Source organism: Flavobacterium channae (assembly GCF_021172165.1).
GTDB lineage: Bacteria > Bacteroidota > Bacteroidia > Flavobacteriales > Flavobacteriaceae > Flavobacterium > Flavobacterium channae.
Map to the genome: position 1 here is coordinate 2,704,785 of NZ_CP089096.1, position 20,024 is coordinate 2,724,808.

General features: G+C 31.0%; 17 protein-coding genes. 9 read left to right on the forward strand and 8 right to left on the reverse strand.

Features of this window, described 5'->3' with window-relative positions:
• Positions 1–4 precede the first annotated feature (4 nt).
• The 5 genes from LOS89_RS12590 to LOS89_RS12610 form a co-directional block, all read right to left on the reverse strand.
• Positions 5–1,417 carry a sensor histidine kinase gene (locus LOS89_RS12590; protein WP_231837082.1) on the reverse strand — a complete coding sequence of 471 codons (1,413 nt, stop codon included), beginning with the start codon at positions 1,415–1,417 and terminating at the stop codon, positions 5–7.
• Between the two features lie 70 nt (positions 1,418–1,487).
• Entirely contained in the window at positions 1,488–2,033 is a 546-nt protein-coding gene (locus LOS89_RS12595; protein ID WP_231835590.1) for a CopD family protein, read from the reverse strand.
• A gap of 3 nt (positions 2,034–2,036) precedes the next feature.
• The gene (hemH, locus tag LOS89_RS12600; protein ID WP_231835591.1) at positions 2,037–3,062 is read right to left on the reverse strand and encodes a ferrochelatase; all 1,026 of its coding nucleotides are present in this window, start codon (positions 3,060–3,062) and stop codon (positions 2,037–2,039) included.
• Positions 3,063–3,159: 97 nt separating this feature from the next.
• Positions 3,160–4,035 carry a helix-turn-helix domain-containing protein gene (locus LOS89_RS12605; RefSeq protein WP_231835592.1) on the reverse strand — a complete coding sequence of 292 codons (876 nt, stop codon included), beginning with the start codon at positions 4,033–4,035 and terminating at the stop codon, positions 3,160–3,162.
• Between the two features lie 15 nt (positions 4,036–4,050).
• Positions 4,051–6,324 (reverse strand): T9SS type B sorting domain-containing protein, encoded by a 2,274-nt coding sequence (locus LOS89_RS12610; protein ID WP_231835593.1) that lies wholly within the window; start codon positions 6,322–6,324, stop codon positions 4,051–4,053.
• A 258-nt stretch (positions 6,325–6,582) separates the two neighbouring features.
• Here LOS89_RS12610 and hemA point away from each other — a divergent pair, with 258 nt between their 5' ends.
• From hemA to hemF, 7 genes are all read left to right on the forward strand, one after another.
• On the forward strand, positions 6,583–7,839 hold the full coding sequence (gene hemA / locus LOS89_RS12615; protein WP_231835594.1) for a glutamyl-tRNA reductase: 1,257 nt from the start codon (positions 6,583–6,585) through the stop codon (positions 7,837–7,839).
• Entirely contained in the window at positions 7,836–8,756 is a 921-nt protein-coding gene (hemC, locus tag LOS89_RS12620; RefSeq protein WP_231837083.1) for a hydroxymethylbilane synthase, read from the forward strand. The genes hemA and hemC overlap by 4 nt, the downstream gene beginning before the upstream one ends.
• Before the next feature lie 12 nt (positions 8,757–8,768).
• Positions 8,769–10,511: a TrkH family potassium uptake protein gene (locus LOS89_RS12625; RefSeq protein ID WP_231835595.1), complete on the forward strand. Its 1,743-nt coding sequence runs from the start codon at positions 8,769–8,771 to the stop codon at positions 10,509–10,511.
• A 10-nt stretch (positions 10,512–10,521) separates the two neighbouring features.
• A complete protein-coding gene (locus LOS89_RS12630) occupies positions 10,522–11,229 on the forward strand; it encodes a potassium channel family protein (protein ID WP_231835596.1) in 708 nt (235 codons plus the stop codon).
• Entirely contained in the window at positions 11,230–11,889 is a 660-nt protein-coding gene (locus LOS89_RS12635) for a uroporphyrinogen-III synthase (RefSeq protein WP_231835597.1), read from the forward strand.
• Between the two features lie 28 nt (positions 11,890–11,917).
• A complete protein-coding gene (hemE, locus tag LOS89_RS12640) occupies positions 11,918–12,943 on the forward strand; it encodes a uroporphyrinogen decarboxylase (RefSeq protein WP_231835598.1) in 1,026 nt (341 codons plus the stop codon).
• Positions 12,944–13,006: 63 nt separating this feature from the next.
• Positions 13,007–13,909: an oxygen-dependent coproporphyrinogen oxidase gene (gene hemF / locus LOS89_RS12645; protein ID WP_231835599.1), complete on the forward strand. Its 903-nt coding sequence runs from the start codon at positions 13,007–13,009 to the stop codon at positions 13,907–13,909.
• 13 nt (positions 13,910–13,922) lie between these two features.
• Here the strand turns inward: hemF and LOS89_RS12650 are convergent, their stop codons facing one another.
• Positions 13,923–16,532 (reverse strand): DEAD/DEAH box helicase family protein, encoded by a 2,610-nt coding sequence (locus LOS89_RS12650; protein ID WP_231835600.1) that lies wholly within the window; start codon positions 16,530–16,532, stop codon positions 13,923–13,925.
• 43 nt (positions 16,533–16,575) lie between these two features.
• Here LOS89_RS12650 and hemB point away from each other — a divergent pair, with 43 nt between their 5' ends.
• Entirely contained in the window at positions 16,576–17,574 is a 999-nt protein-coding gene (hemB, locus tag LOS89_RS12655; RefSeq protein WP_231835601.1) for a porphobilinogen synthase, read from the forward strand.
• Between the two features lie 69 nt (positions 17,575–17,643).
• Positions 17,644–18,057, forward strand: coding sequence for a c-type cytochrome (locus LOS89_RS12660; RefSeq protein WP_231835602.1), 414 nt, complete (start codon positions 17,644–17,646; stop codon positions 18,055–18,057).
• Between the two features lie 3 nt (positions 18,058–18,060).
• On the opposite strand, the gene LOS89_RS12665 is transcribed toward LOS89_RS12660, so the two are convergent.
• Positions 18,061–18,747, reverse strand: coding sequence for a response regulator transcription factor (locus LOS89_RS12665; RefSeq protein ID WP_231835603.1), 687 nt, complete (start codon positions 18,745–18,747; stop codon positions 18,061–18,063).
• Positions 18,740–20,011 carry a sensor histidine kinase gene (locus LOS89_RS12670; protein WP_231835604.1) on the reverse strand — a complete coding sequence of 424 codons (1,272 nt, stop codon included), beginning with the start codon at positions 20,009–20,011 and terminating at the stop codon, positions 18,740–18,742. The genes LOS89_RS12665 and LOS89_RS12670 overlap by 8 nt, the downstream gene beginning before the upstream one ends.
• Positions 20,012–20,024 lie beyond the last annotated feature (13 nt).

Here is a 20,024-nt window from a genome sequence, read left to right on the forward strand (position 1 = left end):
TTGATTATTTATTTATTGGGAAAGAAACTAAAAATTCTGTCCCTACATTTGGTTCTGTTTCAAAGGTAATGGTTCCGTTATAATTTTCAATTATATTTTTAATAATTGCGAGTCCAAGTCCCATTCCACTTGATTTTGTTGTGAATTTAGGTTCAAAAACACGTTCCAAGTTTTCTTGTGAAATTCCTTTTCCATTATCTTTTACAGCGATTTTCACTTCGTTATCTTGTCTAAAAACAGTTACAAAAACCGATTTGTTTTCTTGTTCTTCCGGAATCGCCTGAATAGCATTTTTTACCAAATTGGTGATTACACGTATTAATTGTGTTCGGTCTAATTTGGCAATAATTTCATCTTCTAACGCAGAAAATTGAATGAAATCTTCGTTAAAAATCTCCAATGCTATTTTTACAATATAAACCACATTTAATGTTTCGTTCTGTTGTGCTGGCATTGTTGCAAAATTGGAAAAAGCGTTTGCCACAGAACTCATGGTGTCTATTTGTTGTAAAATAATTTTAGTGTAATCGTTTAGTTTTTTTGTAATATCAGGATCATTGGCATCAAATTTTCTTTGAAAACTTTGAATGGTTAATCGCATTGGCGTTAGTGGATTTTTTATTTCATGCGCTACTTGCTTAGCCATTTCTCTCCAAGCTTGTTCTCTTTCGCTTTGCGCTAAAATGGTGGCACTTTCCTCTAACTTATCAACCATACTATTATATGATTTAATTAACAAGTTGATTTCCTTACTACCATCTTCAATTACGATTTTTTCATTACGTTGATTCAATTGTGTTTCCTGAATTTTATCGCTGATAATCTTTAAAGATTTTGTGATATAACTCGATAAGAAGTAAGATAATACGATAGAAATAAAGAACATAAAAACATAAACCTGTCCGAATCGAATTAAGAAATTTTGTACCTCATTATCGTAAAACTCAGTGTTTTCTTCATAAGGTAAATTTAAAATTCCCATCGGTTTAAACTTCGTGTCCTTTAAATAAGAATAAGAAGATCGAAACGATTGCCCGTCAACTTTTGAAAATTCAATATAACGTTTATCAATTGACGATTGAATAATTTTTAAAGTTGAAGGATTAATTTTAGGTTTGTCTTTATCTAGTTTGAAAATTGCTTTTGATGAAATTAAAAGTTTTCCTTTAAGATCAAAAAAATTAATTTCCATACTATGAATGTCCGATAATTCAAATATTTTTTCTTTGAAAATCAGCGGAATATTCTCGGTGCTTAAAGGATAAGTAGTAGTTTGAAGCACATAATTTATATGTTCAGTTATGGCAGCTTCTTTTCTTTCTAATCTGTCTTGATGGTATTCACGTGCTTCTTTTCTAAACTGATAAATAGAAACGGCTGCTATAAGGACAGAAGCAATCATCGTTAAGAATATCATGGAAAGAAATATTCTTACGCGTAATGAAAGAGTTCTAAAATTGAAAATTCTGTCCATTCTTTAGCTACTATTAGCTGTTGTTTTTTTCTCTAATTTTTTTGTACAATTTGTATCCTAGCATTAGTAAAATTGAAAATATTATAATGCCTATTACACCATAAATCCAGTTAATTGCATCTCTAACAATTATTAAAAAAACTACTGCAAAAAGTATAATAGTAGCACCTTCGTTCCAAATTCTAAAAAAACTAGATGAATGTTTCGATTCATTTTTTTGAAGCTGACAAAAAATTTGATGACATTTTAAATGATATAAATATAACAAAAAAACAAAGCATAATTTTACCTGAAAATAATCAGCATAAATCAAGCCATAATTGAAATATAGCATCCAAAAAGCAAAAAGACTCGCTAAAATAGCGCTTGGCCAGGTAATAATATACCACAAACGGTATTGCATCAATTGGTATTGTTTAATCAAAATATCTTGTTCAGGTTGTGGTTTTTGTTTTGCTTCGGCATGATATACAAAAAGGCGAACCATGTAAAATAACCCAGCAAACCAAGTTACTACAAAAATTAAATGCAGTGATTTTAAGTAATTATAAAATTCCATTTTTTAACTATTTTGAAAAGCCCATTGATCGATCCAGCGACTCATTGTTTTTACCCAATCATCATTATCATTCAAACACGGAACCGACAAGAAATCTTCTCCTCCGTTTTCTTTAAAACTATGTGCAGCTTCCATTCCTATTTCTTCTAATGTTTCCAAACAATCCGACACGAAAGCTGGTGTTACAACTGCTAAGTTTTTGATTCCCTTTTGAGCCAAACCATCAATAGTGGCGTCTGTATAAGGTTGCAACCAAGGATCACGACCTAAACGCGACTGAAAAGAAGTACTATATTTTCCTTCTTCTAAACCTAAAAATTCAGCAACTTGTCTTGTTGTTTCATAACATTGATGGCGGTAACAAAACTCATGCGCTTTTGATGGCGTATTACAACAACTGCCATCTATTTTACAATGCGATTTAGTAACATCCGATTTTCTTATATGACGTTCAGGAACTCCATGATAAGAGAACAACAAATAATCAGATTTAAAATTATCTAAAGCTGCTTTTATTGAATTCGATAAATCTCGCACATAATCTGGTTGGTTATAAAAAGCCGGAAGGATAGTAAATTCCATATTAGGAAATTGCTTTTTACGAATATCTTCGGCAAGCACTAAAATAGTTTCAGTAGTTGCCATTGCAAATTGTGGGTATAATGGAATCAACAAAACTTCATCGACACCTTTATTATGCAATTCCTTTAATCCTGCTTCTAAACTTGGATTTCCATAACGCATGGCTAAAGAAACCGGAATACTTACTTGTTCTTGAACTTTATTTTGTAATCGTTTTGATAACACAATTAATGGTGAACCTTCTTCCCACCAAATTTTTTTGTATGCTTTAGCTGATTTTTTTGGACGAGTATTTAAAATGATTCCTTTTACTAGTAAGGCTCTAAGTAAATAAGGGACATCGATAACACGTTCGTCCATTAAAAATTCATCTAAATATTTTCTAACATCTTTAGGTTCAGGACTATCTGGCGAACCTAAATTAATTAACAGTACTCCTTTTTTCATTTTCTTTTTTTTATAAAAGTAATCAATCTTATTCTTAAGAAAAGTTTTATATACGTTTTTTATTTATGATACGATTTACAAAATCAATATAATTGAACTATTCAATATTAGCATTCAAATTCATCAAATATTTTTTAGGAGTTGTTCCAAACTTCTTCTTGAAAGCCGCAATAAAGTGACTTCCTGTACTATATCCGATTTTTAACCCCACTTCGTTTACATTATAAGATCCACTATCTAAAAGTTGTCTTGCATAATCCATCTTATAGTCAAACAAAAAACCGTAGACTGTATCACCATAAATTTGTTTAAAACCCATTTTAAGTTTTTTCAAATTTAGTCCAACTTGATCAGCTAATTCCTGAAGTCCTGGGGGTTCTGCCATATTATTCAAGATAATATCTTTTGCTTTTCTAATTTTTAATACATTTTCCTCATCAATTAAAAAAGGGCATTGTTCTGCATTTGGATCTTCAGTACGATTAAAGTACAAACTCAATAATTCATACCCTTTCCCTTTATAATATAAATTTTTAATAAACGAGTTTAAATTATAATGAAATATCTGACTCAAAACAATTGACATTGAAGGACTTATGTCATTTTCTTTATAATACTTTTTATCTTTGTTTTCCTCGCTTAAAAAAGGAATGTTTTCAGCTTCAGAAGAAAATAAACCGTGAAATTTTTTAATAGAAACAATAACAGAAATCACCCAGGTGTTTGGCGCTAATTCTAATTCAATAGGTAATTCTTTTTGAGGATTATAAAACAATAACGATTTCTCTTCTTTTAAATCTAAAGCGTAATTCCCTTGATTAAATATAAATTTACCTTTTCCCTTTAAACCAAAATGAAACTGAATAAGTCCTTGATTTACAGGTCGTTCAATTTTAATTGTTTCGTTACTATCATTTTGAAAACGCAATAAAATAAATTCGTTTTCAATTTTTATTTCTTCTAAAGAATTCATAACTGTATTTTATTATTATCTAATTAAAGTAAAATTTGATTTAAATATTCTTTGAATACCACATTCTTCATATTCTAATACAAACCAATAATCTGTTGCTGGAAGCTTGTTCCCATTATATGTTCCGTCCCAACCTATTTCATTTTGACGTATTTCTTTCAATAACTTTCCATAACGATCAAAAACATACAGTTTAGTAGCTGTATTTTCCAAAATAATATTCCAAAAATCATTATATCCATCTTTATTTGGTGAGAAAAATTTAGGATAATCAAAAATAAAAACCGAAGATGAAAGTGTTGTACAATGATTTAAATCTGTAACAGTTACTGTATGACAACCCGGCATTACGTTCTCAAAAAAATTCAATCCCTGAAAATTATTATTATCTAATTGATACAAAAGCAAATCATTTGGATTATCAACATTTGCAATTATAGTAGTATCATAAGTAACTAGATTTAAATTTGAAAAACTTTCAATAACAAAAACTTGCCAAGTTGCTGGTTGACTACATGCCTCGTTTGGTGTAAAAGTGTAAATGGTACTTTGAGTGTTACTAACATTTGCTGGAGACCATGTTCCAACAATTCCATTTGTAGAAGGAAATACAATTGCTTCATTTTCACAAATAGTTACATCTGAAAAAGAGAAGTAAACTACTGGATTAACAGTAATCGTAATAGAAACTGGATTAGCACATTGAACCTGATTAGGACTTGGTGTAAAAGTGTAGGTTATTGTACCAGCAACGCTTGTGTTTATGTTATTCGGTAGCCAAGTTCCTGAAATACCTTCAACAGAAACTGTAGATAATACTTCTGGTGTTTGATTTTGACAATATTCAGTTGCTGAAATATTAAATGTAGGCGTTATATAAGTTGGTGCCGTTGGTCTATATAATAACTCGTAGGTTTTATTGTAGCAATTTGAAACCATATTACAAGTTATAATATAATTTTGACTATAATCTGGAAAACTAAAAGTAGGATTCTCTTCATTTGAACTACTTATGAAAGTTCCTGGTGAGCTAGCATAAGATAAATTCCAAGAGTAGCTGTTAACGTTAGTATTGTTTTCTAATGAAACTTGTATTGCATTACAAAATTCGTTTTCTATAATAATATCATTATATGGTATTAAACTATTTAACTGATTTGGCAATCCTGCCATACAAAAACGCCCTCCTAAATATTGTTGCAAAGGCACATAATTACATCCTGTACCTAAAACATTAGGATTGTTGATGACTCCCATATAATTTGGAAAACCATTTAATATTAATCTGGCGATATAAATTTTTCCATCAGGGCCAAGCTGCATAGATTGTAAGCCCGATGTTGAAGAGATAGTCGTTATTTTAGAAGCAACAAAATCCGCATTTGATGCTACAGATACATCATATTGATGAATTTGCACACCACTACATTTGTACAATACTTTACTATCTGGCGAAAATTCTGTTCCATACTGATTTTCACTAGTTAAATCTGCAAACTTATCCGTAATTAAACCTGTTGTATTATCAAAATTAAAAACATACAAACCCGGATTGGAGCTGTAAGAAGGTAAAACATAAGAAAGCAATTTGTTATTAGATGAAGCTTTCATTTGTCCTGGAGTTGCATTCATAAAAATAGACGTTCTACTAACTACTGGTGTAACATTAAAACCGCTACTTGAAATGTGGTAAGCATAAAAATCATAACTATCTACAACTTTACAAATTACCCAAAAATCACAACCATTACTATGCGGTACAACGCAAACCTTTTCAGTTGTAGAAGTTCCGAAAAGATGAATATTCTTGTTTGCTGTAACACCTCCAAATCCTCCATCCATTGTCATATCAATTTCTGAAAAACAAACCCCTTTGTTATTAACACTAGGATTTTGTTCAATATATTGATCCAATGTAACTAAAAAATACTTGTCAAATCTGTTTTCAGCATTATTATAAGTACCCGGATAAGGTATAATAGCAGATGATTGAGTTGAAGAATTATGCCCTGCCAAATTATCGCCATTAAACATGATTTGAAAATTTTTGTTCCAAACTTTTTCACCATTGGAATAAAACAACAAATTTCCGTTACCATCACTTATTGTTGAACATCCTTCAGAAGAAAACATGCCTACTGTGGGTAAATCTAAAAGAGGTGTTGGAGGATTATTATTAAAATTTAATCCTGCATTTGTACCAAAATACCAAATATTAGATTCGCCTTGCGCAAATATTGATGCACAATAAAAAACAAAGACAAATGGAAGATAATTGAAATTTTTCAACAGAAATAATTTTACACAATGAACCCTTAGCGATATTTTTTCGTATATAAGTTGAGTTGGTTAAAAAATTATTATTTAGAATTGTTCTATATAAAAACATAATCAACCCTCTTGTTTATTACAAATTTAGCAAAAACAAAGCTATTAAGAGAATATTAAGTCAAAATATCTTTAAGCGACACAAAAAGTCCTTTTAGCGTTGTTTTTATAAAAAGGTAAAATATAATTTTGTTTAACTTTTAGGAAAGAGTATATCACATGGAAAACAATACATTTGCAAAGCATCCAACTTTCTATGCCGTGGGTTTAAGTTACAAGAAAGCTGATGCCGAAATGAGAGGGAAATTTAACTTGGATGACCAAGCTAAAACCAGCTTATTAAACCAAGCCAAAGAAGAAGGTATTGATAACCTAATTGTAACTTCAACATGCAATAGAACTGAAATTTACGGATTTGCTCAACATCCTTTTCAATTAATCAAATTGTTATGTGAAAACAGCCAAGGTACTGTTGAAGATTTTCAAAAAGTTGCTTTCGTATACAAAAATAGTGAAGCAATTTCACATATGTTTCGTGTTGGAACTGGATTAGATAGTCAAATTTTAGGAGATTTTGAAATAATAAGTCAATTGAAAAATGCCTTCGTAAAAAGCAAAGAACTTGACTTAGCAAATGCTTTTTTAGAAAGATTGGTCAATGCAGTTATCCAAGCTAGTAAAAAAATTAAAAACGAAACCGAAATCTCCTCTGGTGCAACTTCTGTATCATTTGCTTCTGTACAATACATTTTTAAAAATGTTGAAGATATTGCTTCGAAAAACATTCTGCTTTTTGGAACAGGAAAAATCGGAAGAAATACTTGTGAAAACTTAGTAAAACATACAAAACACGAACACATAACATTAATTAACCGAACAAAAGAAAAGGCCGAAAAATTAGCCAAAAAACTTAATGTTATTGTAAAAGATTACGCTGATTTACAAATTGAACTTCAAAAAGCGGATGTAGTTGTCGTGGCAACAGGAGCACAAAATCCTACAATTGATAAAGCTATCTTAAATCTTAAAAAACCTTTATTAATTTTAGACTTATCAATTCCTAAAAATGTAAACGAAAATGTTCGCGATTTAGAAGGCGTTACATTAGTTCATATGGACGAGTTGTCTCAGATTACGGATGAAACTTTAGAGAATAGAAAAAAACACATTCCGGCTGCTGAAGCTATAATTGACGAAATTAAAGATGAATTTATTGCATGGACAAAACAACGTAAATTTGCTCCTACGATTCATGCTTTAAAAGCCAAACTAAATACAATTAAAGAAGGAGAATTAAACTTTCAAAGAAAAAAATTGGCTAATTTTGATGAAGAACAAGCTGAAATTATAACAGCTAGAATCATTCAAAAAATAACAAATCACTTTGCAAATCATTTAAAAGATGACGAAACAATGGTGGATGAAAGTATTGAATGGATTGAAAAAATTTTCCAATTAGAAACGGTTGCAAAATAATGAGTAAAATAATCCGAATAGGAACTCGTGATAGTGAATTAGCTCTTTGGCAAGCACACACAGTACAAAATAAACTTCATGATTTAGGCTATAAAACAGAAATTATAGCGGTTAAATCTCAAGGCGATATCATTCTAGACAAACCATTATACGAATTAGGAATCACTGGAATATTCACTAAAACATTAGACATTGCTATGTTGAATGATCAAGTAGACATTGCTGTGCATTCTATGAAAGATGTTCCTACTGCTCTACCTATCGGTATTGTTCAAGCTGCTGTTTTAGAACGCGCTAACACAGTTGATATTCTTGTTCATAAAGGGAACACTTCTTTCCTTAATTCGGAAGGAACAATTGCTACTGGAAGTTTACGACGTCAAGCGCAATGGTTAAATAAATATCCAAACCATAACGTGGTTGATTTACGTGGAAATGTAAATACACGCATGCAAAAACTTCAAGATAATGATTGGAACGGGGCTGTTTTTGCTGCTGCAGGTTTAGAACGCATCAATTTAAAACCTGAAAATTATATCGATTTAGATTGGATGGTTCCAGCACCAGCTCAAGGAGCTATGGTAGTGGTTGCCATGGAAAAAGACGAATTTTGTAAAGAAGCACTTGCTAAACTTAATCATAAAGAAACCGAAATTTGCACCGAGATTGAACGCGAATTTTTGAAAACTTTGGAAGGTGGTTGTACTGCTCCTATCGGTGCATTGGCAAAATTTAATTCAAAAGAGATTGAATTTGAAGGCGTTTTATTTTCTTTAGACGGAAAAGAAAAACACACAATCAAAAAAAGTTGTACTTTTGATTCTTATAAAAACTTCGGGAAAAATTGTGCCGAAGAAATTTTAAACAATGGTGGAAAAACTTTAATGGAAAGTATCCGTCGTGATTTAAAAAAGTAATTTTATTCCAAAATGGAGAAAGAATCATTACTCAATTATTTATATCGTTTTTTTGATATCATTGTTTTACTCTTTATTGTATTTGACTTTGGATATGATTTTGAAGAAAACTACAATTCACCTCACGTAATAGGCTTGATTTTATTATCAATCGGTCTGTTAGCATTCAACGCATTTAAGTTTTTTATCTATAAATACAAGAGCAACAAAAAAGTAGCCTTGGCAAATATGGTTTTGCTTACGGCTATTTTGTCGATATCTGGAATAATCTCAATTTTAAATTTAGAATTTCCAACTCATTATATCTTGCAAAAAGTAAAACCTCTCCTAGAAGGTGGTTTGATCTTTTATTTCTTGTTACGACTTTTGGTTTTAGTTCGTCATATTTATGATATCTACTTCAACCCTGCTATTGTTTTTGTAGGAAGTTTTGTGATTTTAGCCTTAATGGGTGGCTTTTTATTAATGCTTCCTAGTGCAACCACAAACGGAATTACCTTTACAAATGCATTATTTACCTCAACAAGTGCTGTTTGTGTTACTGGTTTAACGGTAGTTGATACTTCATCTGCTTTTACTCTTGTTGGACAATCCATAATTTTAGTATTAATTCAATTAGGAGGAATTGGAATTTTAACTTTCACTTCTTTCTTCGCCTTTTTCTTTAGAGGAAGTTCTTCATTTAAAGAAGGTTTAAATACTAAAGATTTTATTGCTCATGAAGGTTTAAAAGACGTTTTTAGAGCGGCACTTAATGTTGTTATGTTTACTTTAGCAGTAGAAATTGTTGGTGCTTTATTTATTTACTCTTCAATTATTGAAGTTGCCTCAATTGAAAATAAATTTTTCTTTTCAATATTCCACTCGATATCTGCATTCTGTAATGCTGGTTTTTCTATTTTATCTGCCGGAATTTATGATGAAGGTATCCGATTTGATTACTATTTGCAATGGATATTAATTGTGTTGATTGTTTTAGGTGGTTTAGGACACAATATTGTTTTCAATTTCTACCAAAAAATAAAAATACATTTTGTTGAGTTTTTCGATAAGAAAATCATCCATAAGAAAATTAGAATCATTACACTGAATACTCAAATTGTAATTTATACCACGTTATTATTATTAATTGGAGGATTTATTTTCTTGTTTATATCAGAATACAACAATACTTTATTAGAACATTCAACAACTTTTGGTAAAGTTACTGCTGCGGCTTTCAATTCGGTTACACCAAGAACAGCCGGATTTAACGCTGTTGATTTTACACAAATGAATGTGCCTTCGTTGTTGTTCATCATCTTCTTAATGTGGATTGGTGGTTCGCCTGCTTCAACTGCCGGTGGTATTAAAACAAGTACTTTCGCTTTAGCAACCTTAAACATTTTTGCTGTTGCAAGTGGAAAAAGTAGAATACAACTTTTTGGTAGAAGAATTTCTGCAGAATCAACTTCGCGTGCTTTTGCTATTTTATGTATATCATTAATAACAATTGGTATTTCAATTGTTGCTTTATTAATATTTGAACCAAAGAATACACCTCTTCTTACTGTTGCTTTTGAATGTTTCTCAGCATACAGTACTGTAGGTTTATCTTTAAACTTTACACCTACTTTAACAGAACCAAGTAAGTATGTTTTAATAGCTTGTATGTTTATTGGTCGTATAGGAATGCTTAACTTAATGGTTGGATTATTACGAAGATTGAATCATCAATTCTACGAATATCCAAAAGAAAATATTTTAATTAACTAAACTTGTCCAAATGAAAATTATAGTATTTGGTTTAGGAAACTTCGGAATGTCGCTTGCTATCAGTTTAACTGAAACAGGAAATGAAGTAATTGGTGTTGATAAAAACATCGAAAAAGTAAATTTAGTAAAAGATAAAATTTCGCATGCTATTGCCTTAGATTCTACTAATGAATTATCGTATGAAGCTTTACCTTTAAAGGATGCCGACAAAGTTGTAGTTGCTATTGGAGAAAATGAAGGTGCTGCTATTATTACAACTGCTATTATTAAAAAATTAAGCGATGTAAAAATCATCAGTAGAGCTTTATCGCCAATTCACGATACGGTTCTTGAAGCAATGGGAATTCATAGTATTATTCATCCTGAGCAAGAATCTGCTGATAGATTAACGAAGCAAATCAACTTTAAATCAACTTTAGAAAATTACCAATTAGATGATAATTTTACTATTTCTGAAGTAAAAGCAAAACCAGAGTTTTTTGGAAAAACATTACAAGAATTAGATTCTATTGATAAATATCATTTAACCTTAATTACTATTATTCGTAAGAGAGAAAAACGTAATTTAATTGGAAAAAAATCGATTATTAAAGAATCAATCGGACGTCCGGCACCAGACACTATAGTACAAGAAGATGATATTTTGGTAGTTTATGGTTACAATAAAGACATTGAAACGTATTGCATCGGACAAGAAGAACAACAAATTAGAAGTTAAATGAATCGTATTCTCTCTACAAAAAAGCTTCCTAAAGCATTAAAAAAGAAGTTTTCTGATGCTGGAATTGATTGTATAGAAAAGAATTTCATTCAAACCAAATCGATTTCATTTGAAACACCAAAGCTAAACGACTACTTGATTTTTACAAGCAAACAAGCGGTTAAAAGTGTTCTGAAATCTGATATAAAAAATCTAAATACAAAACCTGTTTTATGCGTAGGACTTAAAACAAAAGTGTATTTAGAAATGCAAAAGTTTGTAGTTGAAGCTTTTGCCGATTACGCTGAAGATTTGGTTAAAATAATAGACGATAATTATCAGAATAGTTCATTTACTTTCTTTTGTGGAAACATTAGAAAAAACACTATTCCAGATTATTTTAAACAAAATGAAATCGCTTATAACGAAATTGTCGTATATGAAACTACCATTAAACCACACCAAATAAAAGATTCGTTTGATGGCATTTTGTTCTATAGCCCTTCAGGAGTTACAAGTTTTCTAGAGAACAATTTAATAGAACACAAAACATGCTTTTGTATTGGAACTACCACAGCAAATGCATTGAAAAACAAAACAGAAAATATTGTAATTGCAGATCAGCCTACAATTGAAAATGTAATTACAAGCGCAATAAATTATTACAAACGCTTATAGCTATTGCTTAAAGCACAAAGCATACAAAATGATAAAGAACGACTTATTTTTAAGAGCATTAAAAGGAGAATCCGTTGAACGTCCACCCGTTTGGATGATGCGTCAAGCCGGAAGATATTTACCAGAATTTAGAGCATTACGTGATAAATATGATTTTTTTACACGTTGTGAAACTCCTGAATTAGCAGCCGAAATTACTGTTCAACCTATTCGAATTGTAAAACCAGATGCAGCTATTTTATTCTCTGACATTTTAGTAGTTCCTAGAGCTATGGGTATTGATGTAGAATTAAAAGACAACATTGGTCCGATTATCCCAAATCCAATTCGTTCAATGGAGCAAGTAAACCAAGTGTTCATTCCAGACGTGAATGAATCGTTGGGTTATGTAATGGATGCTATTAAATTAACAAAAGAAATGTTGAATAACGAAGTTCCGTTAATTGGTTTCGCTGGTTCGCCATGGACCATCTTTTGTTATGCTGTAGAAGGAAAAGGTTCTAAAAGTTATGATACAGCTAAAGGTTTTTGTTTTTCACAACCAGAAGCGGCTCATGCTTTATTACAAAAAATTACCGATACTACAATTTTATACTTAAAAGAAAAAGTAAAAAACGGTTGTAACGCAATTCAAATTTTTGATTCTTGGGGAGGGATGTTATCTCCAGTAGATTATCAAGAATTCTCTTGGAAATACATTAACCAAATTGTAGAAGCATTAGCTCCCTTAACAGAAGTTATTGTTTTTGGTAAAGGGTGTTGGTTTGCCTTAAATGAAATGTCAAAATCAAAAGCATCTGCTTTAGGAGTAGATTGGACGTGTTCTCCAAGAAATGCCCGTTATTTAACTGGTGGCGATATTACTTTACAAGGGAATTTTGATCCAAGTCGTTTACTTTCTCCAATACCAACCATCAAAAAAATGGTACACGAAATGATTGACGAATTCGGAAAAGACAAATACATCGTAAACTTAGGTCACGGAATTTTACCAAATATTCCCGTTGATCATGCTAAAGCGTTTGTTGAAGCGGTGAAAGAGTATCAAAAGTAGACAGTTTCAGTCTCAGTTTACAAATGAACTGCGCCTGAAAACTGCAACTTAAAACTGATTAATATGAAAAACAAATTCTACACCTACATACAAAACCTACAAGATCAAATCTGTAAAGGATTAGAAAATATTGATGGTGGCACCCAATTTCGAGAAGATATTTGGGAACGACCAGAAGGCGGTGGCGGTCGAACACGCGTTATTGAAAACGGAAAGGTTTTTGAAAAAGGCGGTGTAAATATTTCGGCTGTTCATGGTAAACTACCCGATACCATGCAAAAAATGTTTGGTGTAGGAGAAGCCGATTTTTTCGCTTGTGGATTGAGTTTAGTAATTCATCCAAAAAACCCAATGGTTCCAACCGTTCATGCCAATTGGCGTTATTTTGAAATGTATGATGAAAACGGCAATATCATCAATCAATGGTTTGGAGGTGGACAAGATTTAACGCCTTATTATTTGTTTGAAGAAGATGCCAAACATTTTCATCAAACTTGTAAAACAGCTTGCGACAAACATAACCCGGAATTTTATCCGAACTATAAAAAGAAGTGCGACGAATACTTTTGGAACGATCACCGATTTGAAGCACGTGGCATTGGCGGATTATTTTTTGATTATTTGAAAGAGAACGAAAATATGAAGATGGAGGATTGGTACAACTTTGTAACCGAAGTTGGTAACTCTTTCTTACAAGCTTATGTCCCGATTGTGGAAAAAAGAAAAGATTTATCGTATACAGAAGCCAACAGAACTTGGCAAGAAATACGTCGTGGTCGTTATGTGGAATTTAATTTGGTTCATGATAAAGGCACACTTTTCGGGCTAAAAACCAACGGAAGAATCGAAAGTATTTTGATGAGTTTACCACCACATGTACAATGGGTATATGACCATCATCCTGAACCAGGAAGCGAAGAAGAAAAATTACTAAAAGTTTTAAAAGAACCTATTGATTGGATATAAAAAAGGGCTGTAATTAATTCCAGATTACGGCCTTTTTTGTTGTTTCTTTAAAGCTATTACTAATATGAAACATTCTAGCTTTTAAAAGCAATTTTCGCCCTTCAAGAAATCTTGTGTACAAAATTTTAGATTCACCTACTTGATTTTGCCAATGTTTCTCAAAAACTAGAATATTTGCTTTTTTATCACCAAAAATATCAGGAACAGAATAATAATTTTCAATCTCAAAATTTTTTCTAAACCAACTTGTTTTAACAATCAAGTATCTTGGATTTTGAATAGGTTGTATGATTTGTTCTATTGCATTTATAAACAACGCACTTTCGAATTCTGATACTCCTTTTATAGAAATAATAGCATCTCCATTTGAATTTAAATACGACTGAAGTGTTATTTGATTTTTTGTTGTCATGAAAAAATTTTTTTCAATCATTGCATCAACAAGTGCTTGACCAATTTTTTCCAAATCTTTATGCAAATAACCAAACTGAATATAAGCCTTAATTACTTTGTATGATTTAACTCCAAATGTAATTCCTAATCCAGTTATTAACGTATAAATAAAGGCCAACATTCCTTTGGTTAATAAAATATTTAAATTTTTTATTAAAAACTGAGGCAGAAATATTGATAATCCAATAGTTATTTCGGTAAATGTTGTTCTAATTACATCTTTAAATTTTTGCTGTTTTTCTACTTGATATTCATTTTCACCTTGGTAGTACTGTTTAATTTCTCTTGACAAAGTTGCTCCTTTACTTACTGCACCATCCCAAGCTTTAATTAAAAAATCTCTTTTATCAGAAGCTTTTAAAGTCTCACTATTAAAAATTTCAAAATTGAAATCTTCAAAATTATATGGTAAATTCAATCTATCAATTCCACTTTCTATAATTATAGGTTCTTTATTTGATATTCCTACATAAGAATCGAATCTTCTTTTTAAAGTAGCAATATCGCTACCTCCATTTCTATCAGAAGAATCCAAACAAACTAAATGCCAAATATTTCCTGTTTTGTTTTTATCACCTTTCAATGAACGAATTGCTCTTCCTCTCATTTGATTTGAAGACACAAACGAACCAACGAATGAAGCTAAAATCAAAGTATTGATTGATGGTGCATCCCAACCTTCTCCCAAGAGAGACTTAGTTCCAATTACTATATTAATCTTTCCTTGTTCAAATAAATTAGTTATTGTTTTAACTATTTGATTTGAAGAACCATTAATTTTTATAACGTTAAATTCATTATCAACTTCTAAAGGTTCAAAAATACAATCAATCTGTTCAGAAAGTTCCTTTTTCAAATCGTTATGAACAATAACAATAGAGCCTGTTAAAACTGCTAATTCGTTTTTCGGTAAATTTTTTCTTAATCGATGAAAAATTGGAATAACTCCTAACCTATCTATTTCTTCATTATTTGAAACCGTTAGAAATTCTTTCTTAATATAATCAGTAAGTATTACTGCTCTTAATTTTTTATCTAAATTTCTCCTTTCGTTTTCAATAATCGAAACAATACTTGATAGTTTACTACTACTATTAGATAAAGAACGATACAGTTTTTTTGTTCCAACAAAATCAACAAACCCTTCTTCAATAGCATGAATTTTTCTAACATTATTTTCAAAGCTTTCTAGAAAAACCTCTTCTTCTATTAAGCTTTTCCTATCTATAAAAAGCAGGTTTTGAAGCAATATTTGAGCCCATTGCAAATCAAATTTTGGAATTTCAATTTTGTCTTTTTTATTAAATCCTAAAATGTAAAAATTTTCGATGGCAATCTCTTTTTTACAATGATTTAAATATATCAATAAAGCAGAAAAATACTCTGGATTATTATATATTTCAGATGTAAATAATGGCGCCTTTTTTACAAACCTATGATTTTCTACAATGTTAATTAATCCTGAATTAAATTCAAGCGAAGCAAAAAACGAAGCAACTTTTAATCTAAAATCAGCAATATAATTTATTTCTACATCTGTTGGTTTAGAAAAATAAACATAATCTTGATGCGGACACAAATCTCCTTCTTTAATCAAATCTGGAATTGCTATTTCATCATCTATATCACCACATAATTTAAAATATTTGTTTACTTCTAAAGCATCACTATCGTATGGTGGTGTAGCTGTTAAAGCGACTATAGTTTGCTTATGATGCTCTTTTAGTTCATACAAACATTTCCACCATTCATTTTTTAAATGATGGGCTTCATCCAAAACTATAACTTCAATTTTGTTCTTCTCGAAATATTCAAAATAACTTTCCTTGGAATTACATTTTTTGAAAAAAGAATGCAAAGATTGATACGTTGAAAAAATAACATCTTTAGGATCATTAATATCGAATGAGTAACTGTTAAAATCAGAATCGTTTAAAAAAAAACTTTTAAGTCTTTCGTGCCATTGATTTCTAATTGTTAAAGTAGGACTTAAGATTAAAGTTTTTTTGTTTAATCGTCTCATTATTTCTAGTCCTAAAATTGTCTTACCAGAACCTGGTGGAGCAATTACATGTAGATGATTATCATAAATATGAGATTGAAAATTAGAAAGAAATTTTTCTTGATAACTTCTCCAATTATAACAAAACTTTAATTCTTTAAAAGGCATATAACCTATATATTTTTTAACTTTGCTTCAAATATAACAAATTATGTTTCCAATACACAGAGGCCGTCGTTTAAGAGTAAACGAATCAATAAGAAGTTTAGTTCGCGAAACCAGCTTGAGTCCGGCTGATTTTATGTTTCCGATGTTTATAATGGAAGGGGAAAACACAAAAGTAGAAATCCCTTCTATGCCAGGAATTTTCCGTCGTACATTAGATTTAACGGTGGAAGAAGTGAAAGAATTATTCGCTTTAGGAATTCGTGCCGTAAATATTTATGTTAAAGTTAGTGATGATTTAAAAGACAATACTGGAAAAGAAGCTTGGAACGATAATGGTTTGATGCAAAGAGCTATTCGTGCCATCAAAGCCGCTTGTCCAGAAATGATTGTAATGCCAGATGTAGCGTTAGACCCATATTCAATTTATGGTCACGATGGAATTATCGAAAAAGGTGATGTAGCTAACGATGCCACCAATGATGCTTTAGTAAAAATGGCGGTTTCTCACGCAAAAGCGGGTGCCGATTTTGTTGCCCCAAGTGATATGATGGATGGACGTGTTTTACGTTTACGTCAAGGTTTAGATGCTGCGGGATTTCATAATGTTGGAATTATGAGTTATTCGGCGAAATATGCTTCGGCATTTTACGGTCCGTTTCGTGATGCTTTGGATTCAGCTCCAAAAGATGCCGATATAGAAGTTCCAAAAGACAAAAAAACATATCAAATGGATTACGCTAATCGCATCGAAGCAGTAAAAGAAGCGCTTTGGGATGTAGAAGAAGGAGCTGATATGGTAATGGTAAAACCGGGAATTGCTTATTTGGATATCGTTCGTGAAGTTAAAAATGCAGTGGATGTTCCGGTAACGGTTTTCCATGTTTCGGGAGAATATGCTATGATTAAAGCCGCTTCAGAAAGAGGTTGGTTAGATCATGACAAAATTATGATGGAACAATTAATGTGTATCAAAAGAGCAGGCGCTAGTTTGATTTCGACTTATTTTGCGAAAGAAGCGGCTATTCTATTAAATAAAAAGTAATGTGACATTTGTCACAAACTAAGTGAAATCGATATTGTAATTTTATCGATATTTCTAAATTATATCAAAATGAAACTTATATTAAAATCGTTTGCTGTTTTCACATTAGCTATTTCCTTAACGAATTGTGGTGAAAAAAAAGAAACTGATGCTTACGGAAATCCTGTTCAAGAAAAAACAGAAGTAGTAACTGAAACTACTGTAGATCCATTATTCACCAAAGGGCAAGAACTTTTCGAAGGAAAAGGAACCTGTACCGCTTGTCATAAAGCAGATGCAAAAGTTGTAGGTCCTTCTATTAAAGAAATTGCAAAGATTTACAAAGAAAAAGGAGCTAGCATTGCTGCTTTCATCAACGAAGAAGGTAAACCTATTGTTGATCCAACTCAATACGAAACCATGAAGACGAACTTTGCTATTACAAAAGCCATGTCGGCTGAAGAACGCAAAGCCTTAGAAGTATATATGATGAGTTTCGAGTAAACGTTACTCAACTACCAATTTAAAGCCCACGCGCGGAATGTTTTCTATTCTCACGTGGGTTTCTTCTTTTATGATTTTTCGTAATCTTGAAATAAATACATCCAAACTTCTGCCTAAGAAATAATCATCGCTTCCCCATAATTCCATTAATATTTTTTCGCGTTTTAAAACAGTGTTTGGATTGTCTAAAAACAATTTTAAAAGTGACGCTTCTCTTTCGGTTAAAGTTATGCTTTGATTGTCATTTTTTAATAAATAATTCTCGGGTTCAAACTGAAAACTTCCAAAAGTATATTGTTTTTGTGTTGAATTATCGGTCGACTTTTGGCTTCGGTTTAAGAAAATTTCTATTTTTAAAATCAATTCTTCTATTGAATATGGTTTTACCAAATAATCATCAGCACCCAATTTTAAACCTTTAATACGGTCGTCTTTCATGGTTTTTGCCGAAAGGAAAATAATCGGAATTTCTTGATTTCGTTTTCTAATTTCAGTTGCCATTTCAAATCCATCCATATCGGGCAACATAATATCCAAAACACACAAATCGAAAGACTCTTTGCAAAACAATTGAAAAGCTTCTTTCCCATTCGCACAATGCGTTACATCAAAATGTTGCTCTAAATTATCAGCGGTTAAAAACGCTAAAGTTTCGTCGTCTTCAACATACAAAATGCGCTTTTTACTCATAATCGTTTTTATTTATTTGGATGGTTATAGTGATTCCTTTTTCTTCATTATTTTTGGCTTCGACTTTCCATTTATGCCATTCGCAAACGCGTTTTACATACGAAAGTCCAATGCCAAAACCTTCAATATCTTTACTGTCTTCTCTTGCTACACGATAGAATTTATCAAAAACAAATGGCAAATCATTTTCTGGAATTCCACAACCGTTATCAGTAAATTTTAAAGTCAATCCTTTTGAATTTTCTTTTGATTGGATTTTGATTTCTGGATTTTGATTAGAATATTTTACTGCATTATCCATTATGTTGTAAATCAAATTATAAAAATGAAATTCATCTGCCTGAACGATATAATTTCGCTCTAATTGAATGTCTATATTAATCTCTTTTTGATGTTTTAAAATTATGTTTTCTCGAACTAATTCCAATAATACTTTCAAATCAACTTTCGATTTTTCCAATTCAATTTGTTTACTTTCCGTCTTGGCTACATATAGAATTTTCTCGATATGTTGGTTCAGCTTATTACTTTGGTTGATAATAATCTGCATGTATTTTGAAAGCTTAGGATTATCGATAATTTCCTTTTGAGTATTGGCGTAATTGGAAGCAATCAAAATAGAAGCCAATGGTGTTTTAAACTCATGCGTCATATTATTGATAAAATCTTTCTGCAAATCGGTATATCTCTTTTGCTTTAACATCAATAAAACGGAATACACATATATGATTAAAACTAAGAATAATACTCCTGTAAAAATCCAATATTGAGATAAACTTCTAAAATAGGTTTGTTTGATATTGGGAAAACGAACTGCAAAATAGTACGTTAAATCACTATTTTTAGAGAAACAATCGGCACAAAATTTTGAAGGTTCTTTTCCTTTTGCAGAAACATAGTTCCCATAAACCATTGCATCAGAACTACAATCATAAATAGCATATTCATAATCTAATTCCAACTTTACTTTTTCAAACTCGTTTTTTAAATATTGCTCTAAAATATTATTTTCAAAAACATCATTAACATTTGCAACAAAGTAATTTTCTGAAACTTTTTTAATTTGATTGCCTATTGGAAGCTCTTTTTTATTGTCTCTATAGATTTTATTAACCACATCTTGCAATGCAAAATGAATTTTATCTTCGATATCCTTCTTCTCAAAAATATAGGCTTGATTAAGTAAAAACAATTGCATTACGATTACACCAACAATTGCTATAAACCCAGCTAAGATTACGGTATTAAATTTGTTAAACTTCATAATGAGTTCGATA